Genomic DNA, 17,456 nt, shown 5'->3' with positions numbered 1-17,456 from the left:
GGAGGTGTCGGGATGACTGTAGTCATCGGATTAACAGGAAGTATTGCAAGTGGAAAAAGTACCATAGCAAACATGTTCAGTGATATGGATATTCCTGTTATTGATGCAGATCAAATATCAAGGGATGTCGTTGAGCCGGGAGAACCTGCCTATCAGGAAATTGTAGCAACCTTTGGAGAACAGGTGCTTGCAGAAGGCGGCGATTTGGATCGGAAAAAGCTTGGCAAGATTATTTTTGCTGACGAGACAAAGCGTAAGCAATTGAACGGCATTGTTCACCCTAAAGTAAGGGAAGAGATGATCAGGCGGCGTGAACTGTATAAAAACCAACAATATCGAGCGGTCGTCCTGGATATCCCATTGCTGTTTGAAAGCAACTTAACCGATTATGTAGAAAAGATTCTCGTTGTGTATGTGGATGAAGAAACACAACTGCAGCGTTTGATGGAAAGGGACCAGTCAGGGAGGGAAGATGCTGAAGAACGGATCCATGCGCAGATCCCTGTGAAAAAGAAAGCAGAAATGGCGGATGCCGTCATTGATAATACCGGAACAGTTGAAGGAAGTTTACAACAATTAAATGACATACTTCACGGTTGGGACATCGTATAATATAACACGTCTAAGCAGGCGTGTTATTTTTTGTAGAAAGTTTTCGTTCTTTATGTAAAAGCGCTTGCAATATGTTATACTAATCTAGGAATTGAAGAGTAAAAGTATATCATATATAGGGGGCTGGAACAGCATGGGGAAAACAAAGATTGCTATTAATGGTTTGGGAAGAATTGGTCGCATGGTTTTTAGAAAGGCTGTGGCGGATGAATCTATGGAATTGGTTGCCGTTAATGCAAGTTATCCAGCTGAAACAATTGCTCACATGATTAAATACGATAGTGTGCATGGTCGTTTTCAAGGAGAGGTCAATGTCGTTGACGGGGATTTAGTCGTCAATCGGAAAAAAGTGAAGCTGTGTTCAACAAGGAACCCATTGGAACTGCCATGGGATGAACTGGATATTGATATTGTTATTGAAGCAACAGGTAAGTTTAAAACGAAAGAAGAAGCAGGTCTTCACTTGGATTCTGGAGCAAAAAAAGTCATCATTACAGCACCGGGAAAACAAGTGGATGCAACGATTGTAATGGGTGTGAATGAAGAGAGCTATATGCCGGGCAGTCACGATGTCATTTCAAACGCTTCCTGCACAACCAACTGTCTTGCCCCTGTAGTAAAAGTGTTGGAGGATGAATTTGGCATTGAAAATGGTTTGATGACAACGGTTCATGCTTTCACCAATGACCAGAAGAATTTAGATAATCCACATAAAGATTTACGTAGGGCCCGAGGATGTACGCAGTCGATTATCCCTACATCCACAGGCGCAGCTAAAGCCTTAGGAGAAGTGATCCCTTCCCTTCAAGGAAAGTTAAATGGTATGGCTTTGCGTGTACCGACTCCAAATGTATCTCTTGTTGACCTTGTCGTCGATTTAAAAAGGGAAGTCACAGCAGACGAAGTGAATGAAACCTTTGAGAGAATGGCTAAGGGAGAAATGAAAGGCATATTGGAATACAGTGATGAGCCACTGGTTTCCGTTGATTATACGACTTCTTCATCTTCAGCAATTATCGATGGGTTATCTACACAAGTCATTGACGACCGTAAAGTAAAAGTACTAGCCTGGTATGATAATGAGTGGGGATATTCCTGCCGTGTGGTGGATCTTGCTAAGTTTGTGGGCAATATGATGAAACAAGAGAAGGAAGCCCGCGTATCATAAGTAACCCGAATCCTGTTGAACCTGAGTCCCCCTGGAAGCATCAAGAGAGTTGTACAAAAGCCAGTAAAATATTTCTTGCAAAATAAGGGTAAACCATATATACTTTCTCTTGAACTTCTGAATTTCATATAAATTCATGTCTACTCAAAGGGTTAGGACCTCTCAGGACTAACTTTCCCCCGTGGTAGTTCATGGCTGTTATTTCAGAGGTATTGAAGTGAATGTACAAAGGGGGATCCTTGATATGGATACAATGGGAAGACACGTAATTGCTGAACTATGGAATTGTAATGAAGAAAAATTGAACGATATGTCGTATATAGAACAAGTTTTTGTAGATGCAGCCCTTAAAGCTGGAGCTGAAGTGCGTGAAGTCGCCTTTCACAAATTTGCGCCTCATGGAGTTAGTGGAGTGGTTATCATTTCTGAATCACACTTGACAATTCATAGCTTTCCAGAGCATGGGTATGCAAGCATTGATGTTTATACTTGCGGAGATCGTATTGATCCTAATGTCGCTGCTCAGTACATCGTCGATGCACTAGAAGCTGGTAAAAACGAAACGGTAGAAGTGCCAAGAGGAATGGGACCTGTAGAAGTACAACAGTCTCGTGCTCTATAATAGAAAATAGAAAAGGAAGCCACGCAGGATCAACCTGTGTGGCTTCCTTTTCTATTATAGAGCGATATAAATGAGGGATGGTGGTTGGAAATTCCTTTTTTTAAAAGGGCTCTCAGAAAGAGTGCATCTAGTACCGTCATGAGCTCTCTTGAATTTATCAAAGAACCTTAGGTTTCAATAATCGTTTCTTATTTTCATAAGTCATGTTAAAATAAAGGGAGATTATGTCGAATGGAATTGAAGGGGTTAGGTAAGTGAAAGCATTTATTTCCAGGTATTTCAGCAACCATTCCGAAACGAGTGAAGAGCATAAGGATTCTGCGCTTGTCACACACTATTATAAAGCCAAGCATGATGATCTGTTCCGTGCTGTTGAAGGATTGTTTTCATCACCTTCAGAAATTGTAGCAAGTTCTAAAGAACGTGGCGAATTGACCGTCAAATATAAAGGGAATAGACGCGCGTTTATAGTGGCGACGGTCATCATGGTCCGCCCTTTTCGAACAGCCGTTGACTTTTCTGTCACTACGGACTCGGGAGGTCCCGTTGATTTTGGACACAGCCGGAATCTAATCGTTCAGCTTTATAAAAAATTGGACAGTCAGTTCACAACGGTGGATCCTTCCTGAGTACTGCCGAAAAGATGATGATGTGGAGTTGATCATACGTGAAGTGCCCGAATTGCCACTATAAAAGTACAAAAGTCCTTGATTCCAGGCCCATCGAAGAAGGACAGGCGATCAGACGACGCAGAGAGTGTGAACAATGCCAATTCAGGTTCACAACTTTTGAACGGATTGAAGAAGTTCCTTTGATTGTCGTGAAAAAAGAAGGCACAAGAGAAGAGTTCAGTCGTGAAAAACTGATGCGTGGACTGATTCGAGCTTGTGAAAAGAGACCTGTGGCCGCAGAGGAACTGGAACGAGTGACTATGGATATCGAAAAGGAATTAAGAAACCGTGGCGTTTCTGAAGTCATGAGTGAGGATATCGGTGAAATGGTGATGGAGCGTCTGTCTGGCATTGATGAAGTTGCTTATGTTCGTTTTGCTTCCGTATATCGACAGTTCAAGGACATCAATGTTTTCATCGACGAATTAAAAGAATTAATTAAACATGAAGACAATGAATGAGCCTGTTCCGGCTCATTTTCTTTTTCTAGGACCCTATATTTTGAAGGCCTTTTGGTTTCAGTTTTGAAATGAATGGTGTCTTTCTGATCGAAATAGAATGAATAAGCTTTAACGATTGAAGGAGGTGGAGGCGGTGAGTTACTCTATTGGCAAACTTCTCCCAGTAGACGGTTTTAAAATCATACGAAATGGAGAGCTGCCTCGAAGTTTTCATCGTTCCTTGTCACATTTATACCAGCCGATTGTTGGGAGGTTGGCGGTTTCTCTATACCATGTCCTTATATCGGAATCGGATATGATTGAAGGGGAACAGGTACAGTCTCACCATACATTAATGTCTTACCTTTCTGCTCCCTTGGATAAAATATATGAGGCGAGGGGGAAATTGGAGGCCATCGGATTACTACGGACGTTCCGTTCGATTGATGAAGATCAGCAGGCCGTATACCTTTACTCTGTGCACCCTCCTTTTTCTCCGGAAGAGTTCTTTCTTGATGATATGCTTTCCTTGCTTCTTCATCATGAGTTGGGAAAGGAAAAGTATGAGCGCTTAAAAAGCCGTTTATTGAACACAGGGCAAACACTTGAGGGCTTTACTGAAGTAACTGCGACTTTTGATGAAGTATTCCATAATAAAATGATCGAAACGGTCCAGAGAGAAACGGAAACCATTGCAAAGCAGCAGAAGCATCAGCAGGAATCCAGAGGGCCGGTAGCATCGATGGACCGAGTGGACTTTCATTGGTTGAATCATGCATTGAAGAAGCGAATGTATCCATCGGAACAAATATTAACGGGGCGAAACAAGAAGTTGATTGTCCAATTGGCAACGTTATATGACCTTTCCAACACAGAGCTTGAAAAAGCCGTCACCTGGGCCATTGATGAAAATCATTATTTAGTGGAAGAAGAGTTGAAGGCAGCCTGTCATGATTTTATGAAAGAGCAAAAAAATGACAAACAAAGAGATACGGCTTTAGATCGCAGAGAGAAAATGAAAGTAGAAAACACAACAACTCAGGGGACTAAAGAGGATCAATTCATACAGATGCTTGAGGAAATATCCCCAAGGGAATTACTTGAAGATGTCTCCAATGGGAATCGTGCGTCTGAACAAGACTTGAAAATGATTCGTGACGTGATGACAGAACAAGGAATTGAGCCAGGGGTCATGAATGTGCTCGTTCATTATGTCCTATTAAAAACCGATATGAAATTGTCAAAGCCTTACCTTGAGAAAATTGCGAGTCACTGGGCGAGAAAAAATGTAACGACCGTAAGACAAGCGATGAACCTTGCCAAAGCAGAACATCAGAAATACCAGCAATGGGGAAAGCAGAAGTCTCAGAAGCGTAAAAACCAAAAAGAAGAAGTGATCCCAGCCTGGTTCAAACAAGAAGAGGGAAAGCCGCATGAGAAGAAAGAAGCCGTACAAGTCAATACGGATGACATAGCGGCAAGGATTAAGAAATTGACGAGCAAAGGCAATTAAAAGGGGGGATAGACCAATGGAACCTATTCAACAATCATTAAAAAAGTGGATGCGTAACAACGAACAGTTTCAAAAGCGAATGAACCACATGAAGGCGGAAGTTATGGAATCCACAGAAGTGAAGAAATTGATGCAGGAGCATGAGGAATTAACAGAGGAAGCGATTGAGAAACAGTTGATTAAACTCTATGAATACCGCACTCAATCAAAAAACTGTGAGAAATGTCCGACACGTGAAGAGTGTATCAACATCCTTCCCGGTTATGTCCCACGAGTAGAAGTGGAAGGTTCTGATGTGAAGTTGATTTATGATAAATGTCGCCGTCAACGAAAACATGAACAACAGGAAGAGCAGAAGTCCCTAGTGAGAAGTCTACACATGCCGCGGGAAATTCTTGAAGCTTCTTTAGAACGGATGGATCTTCAAGATCCTGATCGCGGAGCTGCTGTAGAACGAACCGTGCAATATATTGAAGGTCTGGGTGATGAACTGCCAAGTAAAGGGCTTTACTTTCATGGGCCTTTTGGTGTGGGGAAAACTTATTTCCTTGGGGCTATCGCCAACGAACTGAGCTCAAAAAACATCCCTTCCATGGTTATTTACATGCCGGAATTTGTGAGGGAGATTAAAGCTTCGATTAAGGATGACTCCATGAACGAAAAGATCGAAGCTTTTAAAGAAATTCCTGTACTCATGCTTGATGATATTGGGGCAGAATCTCAATCCGCGTGGTTTAGAGATGAAGTCCTCGGCAGTATTCTCCACTATCGTATGATGGAAAGACTCCCGGTTTTCTTTACCTCTAATTACAACTTGAACGAGTTAGAGAAAGTGTTGATGACGAGTAACCGGGGAGATGTAGAACAAGTAAAAGCAAAAAGAATTACAGAGCGGATCCGTCAACTGAGTGAAGGAGTCCACGTCAATGGACGGAACAGACGAGGATAACGATTACAAAACGGAAGACAATAGCATGATTCCCTCCCCTCTCACATAAATATAACAGGGAATAGCCAACTTTATGTCATAGGTGCGCCATCTTTTAATGGCGGATCCTCAGGGAGCTGTCCTGGGGTCTTCCATAGAACATAGAAGTTGAATGAAGTCGGGACGAGGGGGAATTTTGGTGTTTTGCATTCACTTTTCTAATCGTGCGGAAGCGATCCTATTTTATAACGCGATTGTTTCAGAACAAAAACTTTGGATTTTCAAGGAACATACCGATGGGTTTGATGTGAAGTTGATGCATGCTTCATTGAGTGGAGCGTCTTATGTGGAGGCAATCCGTGCTTTTTTGCAATTAATCCGCAAAAGGAAATTGCTGGGGTGGATGGAAGGCGTATTGAAGCACCGGTACTATTACGAGGATGAACAAGAAATTCAGCGGATGCTTGAAATTGGACAAGACTTCGAAGATAAGCCACCCGCAGGACTTCAACTTCCACCGATCTACCACTATTTACGCGCTTTTATCCAGGATTATCTGGTCGCCAGAAGTTTTGTGGAATTTGACGAACTCAGTGCTGCTTGCTTGCAGTCCGTTCATGAATCGCTTATTGAATACACCGGAAAGATCATTGATGAATATAAGCAGGAAGAGTCCTATCAATTGATGGTGGATTCCTGGCGTCACCGTGTCCATCATAAAGACACAGGCGTGCAGTTGCTTCATCTTCTTGATGATGGTCGTTTAACCTACTATCATGATGAAGGGAATCCCATCAGTGAATCAGAAACTAAATTGTACATGAAGCAATACCCGGATGAATGTATTGCTCACCTTCCGATTGAATGGCCGGTCACAGCTGCGCTTGCTCATGCACCTGATGAGTTGATCATCTATTCAGATGAAACGGGCCATTCAAACTTAGAGTTATTGATGAATATTTTTGAAGAAAAAGCTTCGTGGAGGCCCAAATCACAATTTCCTTTCAAAATGGGTTGATTTCCTTTTCTTAAATGGATATAATAACGTACATATCTAAACAACGGCTTGGAAAAGGACACGAACATAAAGTGACGCAAGACCAGAGAGAGGAGCCACCGGCTGGAAGCTCCTCGTTGACGGCTTTATTGTTTACCACCTTGGAGCTCTGTCTGTGAACAAAAGATTAGTAATAGACAGCGTCTGATCCGCGTTAAGGAGAATGAAGCCGCATGGTCTTACTTTGCGGGAATTTGGGTGGAACCACGAGTGATAACGCTCGTCCCTTAGCTTATATGCTGAGGGGCGGGCGTTTTTTATATTATTTTAGATAAAGGAGTGTTAAACATGTCGAATGCGATTCAAATCAAATTTCCAGACGGTAACATGAAGGAGTTTGAGAGAGGTACGACAGGTGAAGAAATCGCACAATCGATTTCCCCTGGCTTAAAGAAACAAGCCTTGGCCATCAAATTAGATGGCGAGCCTTATGATTTGAGAAGGCCGATTGAACAAGATGGAGCTGTTGAAATTTTGACATATAAAAATCCTGAAGGTTTGGAAGTGGTGCGCCACTCTTCCGCTCACTTGATGGCTCAGGCGGTCAAACGCCTATATGGCAATGTGAAACTTGGTGTTGGCCCTGTGATTGAAAACGGATTTTATTATGATATCGACATGGAAGAATCTCTTACTCCAGAGGACCTTCCGAAGATTGAAAAAGAAATGCAGCGCATTGTCGATGAGAATCTAGAGATCGAACGCATCGAGCTTTCTCGGGAAGAAGCGATTGAAAAGTATAAAGAGATCGGTGACGATTTAAAACTTGAGCTCATCGAAGCCATCCCTGAAGGAGAGCAAGTGACCATTTATCAGCAAGGAGAATTTTTTGATCTTTGCCGTGGGGTTCATGTTCCGCAGACAAGTAAAATCAAAGTTTTCAAGCTTTTGAGCATTTCTGGTGCCTACTGGCGTGGAGACAGCGATAATCAGATGTTGCAGCGTATTTATGGTACAGCTTTTGAAAAGAAAGCCCATCTTGATGAGTACCTTCAAATGCTTGAAGAAGCAAAAGAAAGAGATCATCGTAAGTTAGGAAAAGAACTCGACATTTTCACTGTCAACCAAAAGGTTGGTCAAGGATTGCCGATGTGGCTTCCGAAAGGAGCGACCATCCGTCGTACAATCGAACGGTATATTGTAGATACAGAGGAACGTCTTGGATATGACCACGTGTACACACCTGTTCTTGGAAGTGTAGATTTGTATAAAACAAGTGGACACTGGGATCACTACCAGGATGATATGTTCCCAACAATGGAAATGGACAACGAAGACCTCGTCCTTCGTCCAATGAATTGCCCGCACCATATGATGATCTACAAAAATCAATTGCACAGTTACCGTAACCTTCCTGTGCGTATCGCCGAGCTCGGCATGATGCACCGTTACGAAATGTCCGGCGCACTAGCAGGATTGCAGCGCGTACGCGCGATGACATTGAATGACGCCCACATCTTCGCTCGTCCGGATCAATTGAAGGATGAATTCAAACGTGTCGTTCGTCTTGTGCAGGAAGTGTATCGTGACTTTGGTATCAATGATTACTACTTCCGTCTTTCCTACAGAGATCCTGAAGATAAAGAAAAGTATGTTGACAATGACGCGATGTGGGATAAGGCACAGGCGATGTTGAAAGAAACAATGGAAGATATGAAGCTTGAATATGTAGAAGCAGAAGGGGAAGCGGCCTTCTATGGTCCAAAACTCGATGTTCAAGTGAAGACAGCTCTTGGTAAGGATGAAACATTGTCTACTGTTCAGCTTGACTTCCACTTACCAGAGCGCTTCGATCTGACATACGTTGGAGAAGATGGAGAAGATCACCGCCCGGTTGTTATTCACCGTGGAGTGGTATCCACAATGGAACGCTTTGTTGCTTTCCTTATTGAAGAGTATAAAGGTGTCTTCCCAACGTGGCTCGCTCCTGTCCAGGCGAAAATCATCCCTGTATCCGCTGATGTCCATCTTGATTATGCGAAGAAAATTGAAGATGAACTTCGTGAAGCAGGAGTACGTGTGGAAGTCGATGAGCGTAATGAGAAAATCGGTTATAAGATCCGTGAAGCTCAAATGCAAAAAATTCCGTTCCAGCTTGTGGTTGGTGACAAAGAAATCGAAGATAATGCGGTCAACGTCCGTCGTTACGGAGAACAAGATTCCGCAACAAAACCACTGGACACATTCAAACAGGAAATTCGCAACGAAATCGATCAAAAGCTTCTGCGCAAGTAAAAGAAGAAAACCCGAAAGTCTTTCACAAGACTTTCGGGTTTTTATTTCGCTAAATGACAGGATTGTTGAAGACTCAGTTTCGAGACTTTTATTGAGTGGCTGGGGGATGCGGGGAATAGCTCGCTTTCCGCGGGAGCGCGGTGAGCCTCCTCGGACTGCGTCCTGTGGGGTATCACCATGCACTTTTTTCCCGCAGGAGTCTCGCCATTCCCCTTCGCCCCTTAACCAAGAATGGTTCTCGAAACCACTATTTAAAAAATCAGCTTGTATGGTTAAGAGAAGTGAATGATATAATCTCTACCCCATTGACGTTTAGCATACGTAAATGCTTGATACTACGCACTATATGCCCGTCTAGGGGAGAAGAATTGGAAGCTTACTAATGAATACAGGTGTTCTAATCATCCGCTTCATTCAACCATTCAAGCTCACCCTTTTAAAAGTGGCTTCGAGACACTTATAAGGTAAAGGGGCGGAGGGAAACGGTGAGACTCCTATCCTTTAGTGTGGAGGTGTCTTGGTCAGCGGCGTATGGACTGGACTGAGCTGGCGGAGATAAAGGAAACACGGAGAGCGTAGCGATTCGATGTTGACTTATCGTACAGAAGCGAGGGAAGTCTCACTAGCCGCTAGCGCCGGAACCGGATAACCAAAAGGACGTGTGGGACAGGTGAGCCCCCAGAAGGCGTAGCCTGAGGAGGCTCACCGCCCGCCCCATGGAAAGCGAACTTTTTCCCGGAGCCCCTAGAATCACACAACATCTCGAAACTGAGCCTTCAAGAAAAGGGAGCTTTAGTGGAAGAAGGTGGATTGTCGGGACTGGCTAAAAAAGCCTTGATTTTTGTGGGTGCATGGCTTATCCTAGTTTAAGTAGTCATGTCGGCGGAGTTTAGTTGTTGACATGCATCATAAGGCATGCTATTATAATTTAGGTAACTGAATGAACGGATCTAGAGACAAGTAGGAGCACCCGCTTCTCACCTGATCGACGCACAGCGCAGTTGGCAGGTCACTTATTCCTTTGATTATTAGGAGTCGTGTGGGTGCAGTATGTGTACCGACACTTTTTTTATTTGCATCAGGAAATCTTGTCGATGACAGATCTCATATAAGTTTTCTAAAATTTGTTGGAGGTGGCTCGATATTAGCAAGGATAACATGAACGTTAATGAAAAAATCCGTGCCCGTGAAGTTCGTCTGATCGACGTGAATGGTGAGCAACTTGGAGTTAAATCACGTAACGAAGCTCTTGATATTGCAGCGAATGCAAATCTTGACCTTGTTATGGTGGCACCAAATGCGAAGCCTCCGGTTTGCCGAGTGATGGACTACGGTAAATATCGTTTCGAGCAGCAGAAGAAAGAAAAAGAAGCTCGTAAGAAACAAACGGTCATCAAAGTCAAGGAAGTTCGTCTCAGCCCTGGGATTGAAGACCATGACTTCAACACGAAATTGCGTAATGCGCGTAAGTTCTTGGAGAAAGGTGACAAAGTGAAAGCATCTGTCCGTTTCCGTGGTCGTGCAATCACTCACAAAGAACTTGGACAAAAAGTACTTGAACGCATGGCGGATGAGTGCAAAGATATTGCCCAAGTAGAGACCAAGCCTAAAATGGAAGGTCGTAGTATGTTCTTAATGCTTGCTCCTCTTAACGAGAAGTAAGTCACTGTATCAAGTAAAAGGAGGAAATTCACATGCCAAAAATGAAAACCCATAAAGGTTCTCAAAAACGCTTCAAAAAGACTGGAACAGGTAAAGTGAAACGTTCCCACGCATTCACAAGCCACTTGTTCGCGAACAAATCTACAAAACAAAAGCGTAAGTTGCGTAAAGATGCACTAGTTTCTGCTGGAGACTACCGCCGCATCAAGCACATGCTTCCAAAAGACTAATAAAGAACGACATAAATAGGAGGGATTACCATGCCACGAGTAAAAGGTGGAACAGTGACACGCCAACGTCGTAACCGTGTCCTTAAACTAGCAAAAGGTTATTATGGTTCAAAACATGCACTATTCAAAACTGCAAAACAACAAGTAATGAAATCAGGTCAGTATGCTTACCGTGACCGTCGCCAGAAAAAACGCGACTTCCGTAAGCTATGGATCGCTCGTATCAACGCTGCAGCGCGTTTGAACGACATTTCTTACAGCCGTCTAATGCACGGTTTGAAGCTTGCAGGTGTTGAAGTTAACCGTAAGATGCTAGCTGATCTTGCTGTCAACGATGAGCAAGGTTTCGCAAGCCTAGCAGAGCAAGCTAAATCTGCACTTAAGTAATAAAATGACAAAGATAAAGAGCCATTTCCGATCGGTAGGAAGTGGCTCTTTTTTATACTCGTATACTTAGGAATTTACATAGGAGTTATACATTCCTTAGGAAGGTTCATTTTCAATCCATTTGTTTCCTGCAAATGGTCTGGAGGAGGGAGAGATTTTATGGATGTTGTTATCCTTGTTGGTATATATGGGATTGTCATCAATCTGGTCCTTTTCATTATGATGGGCGTGGATAAACGTCGTTCTAAAAAAGGATCTTGGCGTATTGAAGAAAAGAAATTATGGGGAATAGCTTTAGCAGGAGGAGTCCTTGGGGGATGGTTTGGGATGAGTGTATTCAGGCATAAAACAAAACACACCTCATTCAAATTTGGTTTCCCAATCCTAAGCCTCTTTTATATCGCTGGAGCAGCCTACCTGGTGTATCAGTTCTATCTCTAACTCTCCTGTCATATTATGTAGACAGGGAGGAGGATGAGATGGGCGAAACAACAAGTACCATTTTTGCATGGTTAGAGCATCAAGAAGCCTGGGCACCGCTCTTATTCATTGCTATTCATTTGTTACGACCTTTTTTATTTTTACCCGTTATGCTTGTTTGTATCACGGGTGGGGTTTTATTTGGTCCTATTGCTGGGAGTGCATATTCGGTGGTGGGTACAATGCTCTCAAGTTTATTATTCTATCGCACCATCAGGCTCGTACCTTCCGGTTTAAAGAAATTGGGGTCGTTAAAAGAAAAATGGCTAAGGAGAAACTCTCATTTGACGGTGAAGCAGGTCGCGGTCTTAAGACTTGTACCCTTTATTCATTTTCATTTACTTTCCTATTGCTTATTGGAAATCAGTGCAGATTTTAAAGAATATGCGAAGTCATCATTATTTGCGAATTTACCTTTGGCCGTGGTTTATACGTCTGTCGGACAATGGATATCCTTGTTTTCCATTCCCATGATGATTCTTTTTTCAGGAGCTTTAATTGGGGTGTGCTTTTTGATACGGAAAAAATACGAAGTTTTTCTATGGAAAGATTTTTTCCAGACGACTTCATAAAGGAAAGCCTCACTCGAAAGAGTGGGGCTTCTTTTCATCGTAATTCTTTAAGGGATGAATGATTAAGCGGTTCATCGGGTATTTCCATTCGATGGAAGCATAAGGATAGCGGATCAATATTTCTTTTTCCATAAAGTAAAGGTCCTCTCTGTCCAATCCCTGTAACTTTTCCGGATTGTGCACACTCACACTAATGTTAATAACTTCAAACGAATCCTCTGTGGTCCCTAAGTATTTCTCCCCTTCAAAAACATGTCCTTTTAAAGTCATCAAAAAGTTTTCTTTTGTATTTTCCTTGTTATCATGAAAATAAAATTCTTTCTTGTCTCTTGCAAGTTCTAATTTTCTTCTGGGATTGACAATGAATTTATAGGCGGTATAAATAATGAAGGCTATGGCAATCAGTAAAAGCAACCGGAATAATAAGATGATCATTTCTTTCATCTCCCTGTAAACTGTTCTTTTGCTTCCATACGTATGAACGTATCCTTTTGTTTCAAAAAATGATACATTAAATGAGAAAAATTTTAAAGAGTGCTCGGTTAGAAACTGATGTTGCTATTAAAATATATGCAAAGAAGGTAGTAGACTCGATTTCGGGGCAAAGACGTTTCAGAATGGTGTCTTGAAGTATAGAGCTTATATAAAATCATCACGGTGAGCTGATTAAACAAAAGATGAAGGAGATATTTAGTATGGATTGGAAGAGTTTGTATGACATGCAGCGGAAATTAGATCTTTATATAGAGCAGCAGCACGAAATTGAAAAAGGACAGATGGTTGATGAAAAAATATTAGCTATGCTTGTTGAGTTAGGAGAGCTTGCTAATGAAACGCGATGCTTTAAATTTTGGAGTACAAAAGGACCTAGTGAGAAATCTGTCATACTCGAAGAGTATGTCGATGGTGTCCACTTCCTTCTTTCTTTAGGTTTGGATTTAGGTTATCGTTATACATCCACTTCCCTGAAGGAAACCGGTTCCCAAACAGCAGCTTTTCTTGCTGTCTATTCGTCGATTGAACATATGAAAAAGGAAAAGGATGAACAATCCTATGTAAAAGCTTTTTATGATTATTTAGTACTGGGACTGACTCTCGGGATTACGGAGAAAGAATTGATTGAAGCGTACGAAAGGAAAAATGCCATCAACTTCGAGCGTCAAAATGAAGGATACTGATGCAGTAGGAAACTGAATTTTTTGTGAAATCGCTTCAAAAGGTTTATAATATCCATTGGATAGGAAAAGGAGGAATTGTTACATATGGCTAAAAAAGATGAAACATTACAAATGCTAAAAGATCTTACGGACGCTAAAGGCGTTCCTGGAAACGAGCGAGAAGCTCGTGATGTGATGAAGCAATATATCGCTCCATACGCAGATGAAGTGTTTACAGATAATCTGGGCAGCTTGATCGCGAAAAAGGTAGGAAATAAAAAAGGACCAAGTGTTATGGTAGCTGGTCACCTGGATGAGGTAGGCTTCATGGTTACCCGTATTGATGACAATGGATATATTTATTTCCAAACTGTCGGCGGCTGGTGGAGCCAGGTGATGCTTGCTCAGCGTGTGACCATCATGACTCGTCAAGGAGATTTGACAGGTGTGATTGGATCCAAACCACCTCATATCCTGCCTCCGGAGCAACGTAAAAAAGCAGTGGACATTAAGGATATGTTTATTGATATTGGTGCTTCAAGTAAAGAAGAAGCGATGGAATTCGGTGTGAAACCGGGAGACTCTGTCGTTCCATATTTCGAATTCACCCAAATGAAAAATGAGAAGATGCTTCTTGCAAAAGCCTGGGACAACCGTATTGGATGTGCGATTGCTATTGAAGTATTGAAACAGTTGAAAGGTGAAAAACACCCGAATATCGTTTATGGTGTTGGAACCGTCCAGGAAGAAGTAGGCCTTCGAGGTGCTCGTACGTCTGCAAATGTGATCAACCCGGATATCGCTTTTGGTGTTGACGTTGGAATCGCTGGCGATACACCTGGGGTATCTGATAAAGATGCTTCAAGCAAAATGGGTGAAGGTCCACAAATCATTCTCTATGACGCTTCCATGATTTCACATAAAGGTCTTCGTGATTTCGTTACAGACACGGCGGATGCCCATGCGATTCCGTACCAATTCGATTCTCTAGCAGGAGGAGGAACGGATTCTGGGGCGATCCACTTAAGTCATGATGGAGTTCCTGCGTTATCCATTACGATTGCAACACGCTACATCCACTCTCATGCAGCGATGCTACATCGTGATGACTTTGAAAATGCGGTACGTTTGATTGTTGAAGTTATTAAAGGTCTTGATGCAGATAAAGTGCAGGAAATAACATTTAATTAATGTTCAATGACGTAAAAAGCCAACCTTTTTCAGGTTGGCTTTTTTATTACTGATTCTGCTTCAATCCCTGTTCTAAAGTATCCAGGATTTCTTGTCTTTCTTGTTCATCAGATTCTTTCCATAACATTTCAAAAAAGACACCAAGGCCAGGAAGCATTTTTTCTTCTCCTTTTTGCAAGGCATCATCGATGGTCGCTTCCAATTGTTCGGCATTATGTCCGCTGACGTTAGAAAGAATGGCTGCTCTTAAATTCAAGTTCATTGTTCATTCAACCTCCTTTTGTACAGAACTTCGAGAATATTCTTCTTTAGTTTGACCAACCATGGTCCTGCTATGTATGATGAATGAGAAATAAACACGCAAATGAGGGACTACTATGTTGACTTCCTTACAAAATACAAAGGTGAAGGAATGGAAAAAACTACATAAACGTAAATATAGAAATCAAACGGGCACTTTTATCGTAGAAGGGTTTCATCTCGTGGAAGAGGTGCTTAAAAGCAATTGGGAGATCGTTGAAATGATTGTGCGTGAAGGAACGGACTTTACAATCCCTGAAGATATTCCTACGGTAATGGTCAATCATTCCGTGTTTCGGGCAATAGCAGAAACGGAATCTCCTCAAGGTATTGCGGCAATTGTCAAACAGAAGGAGACATCTGTAAATCAAGCGGCATTAACATTAATGCTGGACTCCGTTCAGGACCCTGGTAATGTAGGTACACTGATCCGGACCGCGGATGCAGCAGGATTTGACCAGGTTATTTTAGGTTCAGGTACAGTGGATGCTTATAATGATAAAGTCATTCGTGCTACCCAAGGGTCGATCTTCCATATTCCTGTCATCACGGGGGAACTTGAGGACTTTGTTGAATCACTGAAAGAAGAAGGCGTACAGATTTGGGCTTCTGCTCTTAAAGATGCTGCCCCTTTTCAAGAACTACAGGCCCCTTCTAAAGCTGCCCTTATTGTAGGGAATGAGGGACAGGGTATTCAGGAGAACCTTTTGAATCAAGCGGATCAACGGGTCTATATCCCGATTTATGGACAGGCAGAGTCCTTGAATGTAGGAATTGCAGGTGCTGTTCTTATGTATCATTTAAAGGGATGAGGTTGCATACACAGCCTTCTTTGACTATAATATATTCAGTTGATAAAAATTAAAAAATGAAAAGCTTAGAAAGAGCAAAGTAGATGAATGTAAATCGTTTTAGGGAGGAAGCATCTTGGACTGGAAGTGCTTCTAACGTGGCATGTATCGAAATTTCACTCTGGAGCTGGCCATTTGGCCCGGATAATATCCGTTATTCTCATCAAAGTGGGCACATGTCAATGTGTCAACAAGGGTGGTACCGCGAAACGACCATACAAGTCTCGTCCCTTTTCAGGGATGGGGCTTTTTTTATTTTCCAGCCGTTTTTTTACCCGAAAAGTTCTGAAACGTAAAAGGAAAATGAGTCGAAACGATTTTAAAGGAGGAATAAGCATGAAGGAACGTTTAGAAGAGCTGCAACAGGAAGCCCTTGCGAAAGTCGAACAGGCGGATTCTGTTCAAGGCTTGAAGGATGTAAGAGTCGAGTACTTAGGAAAAAAGGGCCCGATTACGGAAGTTCTGAGAGGGATGGGCAAATTGTCCAAGGAAGAGCGACCTGTCATTGGACAATTGGCTAATGATGTGCGGGAAAATATTGCGCAAGCGATTGAGAAGAAGCAAACCGCACTTGAGGATGAAGCCTTAGAAAAGCAGTTGGAAGAAGAAAGCATTGATGTCACTCTTCCTGCCCGCCCTGTAAAAATTGGAGGCCCTCACTTATTGACGAGTATCGTAGAAGAAATTGAAGATCTTTTCATTGGGATGGGCTTTGAAATTAAAGAAGGTCCTGAAGTGGAAACGGATTATTACAACTTTGAAGCACTGAATTTACCAAAAGGCCATCCGGCGCGGGACATGCAGGATTCGTTCTACGTTACGGAAGAGCTTTTGATGCGTACCCATACTTCCCCAGTACAAGCCCGGACTATGGGAGCTAAAGATGGTAGTGAACCCGTTAAGATGATTTGTCCTGGTAAGGTATACCGCCGCGACACAGATGATGCGACACACTCTCATCAGTTCACTCAAATTGAAGGACTATTAGTCGATAAGAACGTGCGGATGAGTGATTTGAAAGGCGTATTGAATGCATTCGCAAAGCAAATGTTCGGAGCGGACCGTGAAATACGTTTGCGTCCAAGCTTCTTCCCCTTTACAGAACCATCCGTTGAAATGGATATATCCTGTAAAGTATGTGGAGGAAAAGGCTGTTCGGTATGTAAAGGAACGGGTTGGATTGAAATTCTTGGAGGCGGAATGGTACATCCTAACGTCCTTGAGATGGCGGGATATGACCCGAAAGAATATTCCGGATTTGCATTCGGTATGGGACCAGAGCGGATCGCGATGTTGAAGTATGGAGTAGATGATATCCGTCACTTCTACACCAATGATATTCGATTCTTAGAACAGTATCACAAGGCTTAAAGGAGGAAT

Annotated in this window: 20 protein-coding genes and 2 other annotated features; of the genes, 18 read left to right on the top strand and 2 right to left on the bottom strand. The window is 42.4% G+C overall.

Features of this window, described 5'->3' with window-relative positions:
* The first annotated feature begins 12 nt into the window (after window positions 1-12).
* From coaE to J0K78_RS13640, 14 genes are all read left to right on the top strand, one after another.
* A complete protein-coding gene (gene coaE, locus J0K78_RS13705) occupies window positions 13-612 on the top strand; it encodes a dephospho-CoA kinase (protein ID WP_206947570.1) in 600 nt (199 codons plus the stop codon).
* Window positions 613-745: 133 nt separating this feature from the next.
* On the top strand, window positions 746-1,780 hold the full coding sequence (locus tag J0K78_RS13700; RefSeq protein WP_206947569.1) for a glyceraldehyde-3-phosphate dehydrogenase: 1,035 nt from the start codon (window positions 746-748) through the stop codon (window positions 1,778-1,780).
* A 244-nt stretch (window positions 1,781-2,024) separates the two neighbouring features.
* Window positions 2,025-2,402: an adenosylmethionine decarboxylase gene (speD, locus tag J0K78_RS13695; protein WP_115824217.1), complete on the top strand. Its 378-nt coding sequence runs from the start codon at window positions 2,025-2,027 to the stop codon at window positions 2,400-2,402.
* Between the two features lie 254 nt (window positions 2,403-2,656).
* Entirely contained in the window at window positions 2,657-3,031 is a 375-nt protein-coding gene (locus tag J0K78_RS13690) for a cytosolic protein (RefSeq protein ID WP_206947568.1), read from the top strand.
* Window positions 3,032-3,069: 38 nt separating this feature from the next.
* Window positions 3,070-3,534 (top strand): transcriptional regulator NrdR, encoded by a 465-nt coding sequence (gene nrdR, locus J0K78_RS13685; protein ID WP_160915579.1) that lies wholly within the window; start codon window positions 3,070-3,072, stop codon window positions 3,532-3,534.
* A 133-nt stretch (window positions 3,535-3,667) separates the two neighbouring features.
* Window positions 3,668-5,026: a replication initiation and membrane attachment family protein gene (locus tag J0K78_RS13680; RefSeq protein ID WP_206947567.1), complete on the top strand. Its 1,359-nt coding sequence runs from the start codon at window positions 3,668-3,670 to the stop codon at window positions 5,024-5,026.
* A gap of 16 nt (window positions 5,027-5,042) precedes the next feature.
* Window positions 5,043-5,975, top strand: coding sequence for a primosomal protein DnaI (dnaI, locus tag J0K78_RS13675; RefSeq protein WP_206947566.1), 933 nt, complete (start codon window positions 5,043-5,045; stop codon window positions 5,973-5,975).
* 178 nt (window positions 5,976-6,153) lie between these two features.
* Complete coding sequence (gene ytxC / locus J0K78_RS13670) at window positions 6,154-6,972, top strand: sporulation protein YtxC (protein WP_206947565.1); 819 nt, start codon at window positions 6,154-6,156, stop codon at window positions 6,970-6,972.
* Window positions 6,973-7,299: 327 nt separating this feature from the next.
* Window positions 7,300-9,246 carry a threonine--tRNA ligase gene (gene thrS, locus J0K78_RS13665; RefSeq protein ID WP_206947564.1) on the top strand — a complete coding sequence of 649 codons (1,947 nt, stop codon included), beginning with the start codon at window positions 7,300-7,302 and terminating at the stop codon, window positions 9,244-9,246.
* A 952-nt stretch (window positions 9,247-10,198) separates the two neighbouring features.
* Window positions 10,199-10,322 (top strand) — a sequence feature (ribosomal protein L20 leader region).
* Window positions 10,323-10,404: 82 nt separating this feature from the next.
* Window positions 10,405-10,908: a translation initiation factor IF-3 gene (gene infC / locus J0K78_RS13660; protein ID WP_160915569.1), complete on the top strand. Its 504-nt coding sequence runs from the start codon at window positions 10,405-10,407 to the stop codon at window positions 10,906-10,908.
* Window positions 10,909-10,940: 32 nt separating this feature from the next.
* Window positions 10,941-11,138, top strand: a complete 198-nt coding sequence (gene rpmI / locus J0K78_RS13655) for a 50S ribosomal protein L35 (protein ID WP_035509568.1) — start codon at window positions 10,941-10,943, stop codon at window positions 11,136-11,138.
* A gap of 30 nt (window positions 11,139-11,168) precedes the next feature.
* Complete coding sequence (gene rplT, locus J0K78_RS13650) at window positions 11,169-11,525, top strand: 50S ribosomal protein L20 (RefSeq protein WP_089650567.1); 357 nt, start codon at window positions 11,169-11,171, stop codon at window positions 11,523-11,525.
* A gap of 159 nt (window positions 11,526-11,684) precedes the next feature.
* Complete coding sequence (locus J0K78_RS13645; RefSeq protein ID WP_160915567.1) at window positions 11,685-11,966, top strand: DUF1294 domain-containing protein; 282 nt, start codon at window positions 11,685-11,687, stop codon at window positions 11,964-11,966.
* 38 nt (window positions 11,967-12,004) lie between these two features.
* Complete coding sequence (locus J0K78_RS13640) at window positions 12,005-12,577, top strand: TVP38/TMEM64 family protein (protein ID WP_206947563.1); 573 nt, start codon at window positions 12,005-12,007, stop codon at window positions 12,575-12,577.
* A gap of 9 nt (window positions 12,578-12,586) precedes the next feature.
* Here J0K78_RS13640 and J0K78_RS13635 read toward each other — a convergent pair whose 3' ends face one another.
* Window positions 12,587-13,012, bottom strand: a complete 426-nt coding sequence (locus J0K78_RS13635; protein WP_160915563.1) for a sigma-w pathway protein ysdB — start codon at window positions 13,010-13,012, stop codon at window positions 12,587-12,589.
* Between the two features lie 260 nt (window positions 13,013-13,272).
* On the opposite strand from J0K78_RS13635, the gene J0K78_RS13630 reads away from it, so the two are divergent.
* Together J0K78_RS13630 and J0K78_RS13625 are read left to right on the top strand one after the other, a co-directional pair.
* Entirely contained in the window at window positions 13,273-13,755 is a 483-nt protein-coding gene (locus J0K78_RS13630) for a dUTP diphosphatase (RefSeq protein ID WP_206947562.1), read from the top strand.
* Window positions 13,756-13,839: 84 nt separating this feature from the next.
* Window positions 13,840-14,925 (top strand): M42 family metallopeptidase, encoded by a 1,086-nt coding sequence (locus tag J0K78_RS13625; RefSeq protein WP_160915559.1) that lies wholly within the window; start codon window positions 13,840-13,842, stop codon window positions 14,923-14,925.
* 46 nt (window positions 14,926-14,971) lie between these two features.
* On the opposite strand, the gene sspI is transcribed toward J0K78_RS13625, so the two are convergent.
* Entirely contained in the window at window positions 14,972-15,187 is a 216-nt protein-coding gene (gene sspI / locus J0K78_RS13620; RefSeq protein ID WP_035509556.1) for a small acid-soluble spore protein SspI, read from the bottom strand.
* Between the two features lie 115 nt (window positions 15,188-15,302).
* On the opposite strand from sspI, the gene J0K78_RS13615 reads away from it, so the two are divergent.
* Window positions 15,303-16,037 (top strand): TrmH family RNA methyltransferase, encoded by a 735-nt coding sequence (locus tag J0K78_RS13615; protein ID WP_206947561.1) that lies wholly within the window; start codon window positions 15,303-15,305, stop codon window positions 16,035-16,037.
* A gap of 57 nt (window positions 16,038-16,094) precedes the next feature.
* Window positions 16,095-16,311: a binding site (T-box leader), on the top strand.
* Window positions 16,312-16,412: 101 nt separating this feature from the next.
* A complete protein-coding gene (gene pheS / locus J0K78_RS13610; protein ID WP_206947560.1) occupies window positions 16,413-17,447 on the top strand; it encodes a phenylalanine--tRNA ligase subunit alpha in 1,035 nt (344 codons plus the stop codon).
* Window positions 17,448-17,456 lie beyond the last annotated feature (9 nt).

This window comes from Halobacillus sp. GSS1, from assembly GCF_017307035.1.
Lineage (GTDB): Bacteria > Bacillota > Bacilli > Bacillales > Halobacillaceae > Halobacillus > Halobacillus litoralis.
The sequence above is the reverse complement of the archived record's forward strand: the minus strand, read 5'-3'. Positions and strand labels throughout refer to the sequence as shown.

Coding starts and splice junctions, on each gene's coding strand:
- rplT (WP_089650567.1), top strand. CDS start 11,169: ATGCCACGAGTAAAAGGTGGAACAGTGACACGCCAACGTCGTAACCGT.
- rpmI (WP_035509568.1), top strand. CDS start 10,941: ATGCCAAAAATGAAAACCCATAAAGGTTCTCAAAAACGCTTCAAAAAG.
- thrS (WP_206947564.1), top strand. CDS start 7,300: ATGTCGAATGCGATTCAAATCAAATTTCCAGACGGTAACATGAAGGAG.
- J0K78_RS13645 (WP_160915567.1), top strand. CDS start 11,685: ATGGATGTTGTTATCCTTGTTGGTATATATGGGATTGTCATCAATCTG.
- J0K78_RS13635 (WP_160915563.1), bottom strand. CDS start 13,012: ATGATCATCTTATTATTCCGGTTGCTTTTACTGATTGCCATAGCCTTC.
- J0K78_RS13615 (WP_206947561.1), top strand. CDS start 15,303: ATGTTGACTTCCTTACAAAATACAAAGGTGAAGGAATGGAAAAAACTA.
- pheS (WP_206947560.1), top strand. CDS start 16,413: ATGAAGGAACGTTTAGAAGAGCTGCAACAGGAAGCCCTTGCGAAAGTC.
- speD (WP_115824217.1), top strand. CDS start 2,025: ATGGATACAATGGGAAGACACGTAATTGCTGAACTATGGAATTGTAAT.
- J0K78_RS13630 (WP_206947562.1), top strand. CDS start 13,273: ATGGATTGGAAGAGTTTGTATGACATGCAGCGGAAATTAGATCTTTAT.
- J0K78_RS13640 (WP_206947563.1), top strand. CDS start 12,005: ATGGGCGAAACAACAAGTACCATTTTTGCATGGTTAGAGCATCAAGAA.
- sspI (WP_035509556.1), bottom strand. CDS start 15,187: ATGAACTTGAATTTAAGAGCAGCCATTCTTTCTAACGTCAGCGGACAT.
- infC (WP_160915569.1), top strand. CDS start 10,405: ATGAACGTTAATGAAAAAATCCGTGCCCGTGAAGTTCGTCTGATCGAC.
- J0K78_RS13700 (WP_206947569.1), top strand. CDS start 746: ATGGGGAAAACAAAGATTGCTATTAATGGTTTGGGAAGAATTGGTCGC.
- coaE (WP_206947570.1), top strand. CDS start 13: ATGACTGTAGTCATCGGATTAACAGGAAGTATTGCAAGTGGAAAAAGT.
- J0K78_RS13625 (WP_160915559.1), top strand. CDS start 13,840: ATGGCTAAAAAAGATGAAACATTACAAATGCTAAAAGATCTTACGGAC.
- dnaI (WP_206947566.1), top strand. CDS start 5,043: ATGGAACCTATTCAACAATCATTAAAAAAGTGGATGCGTAACAACGAA.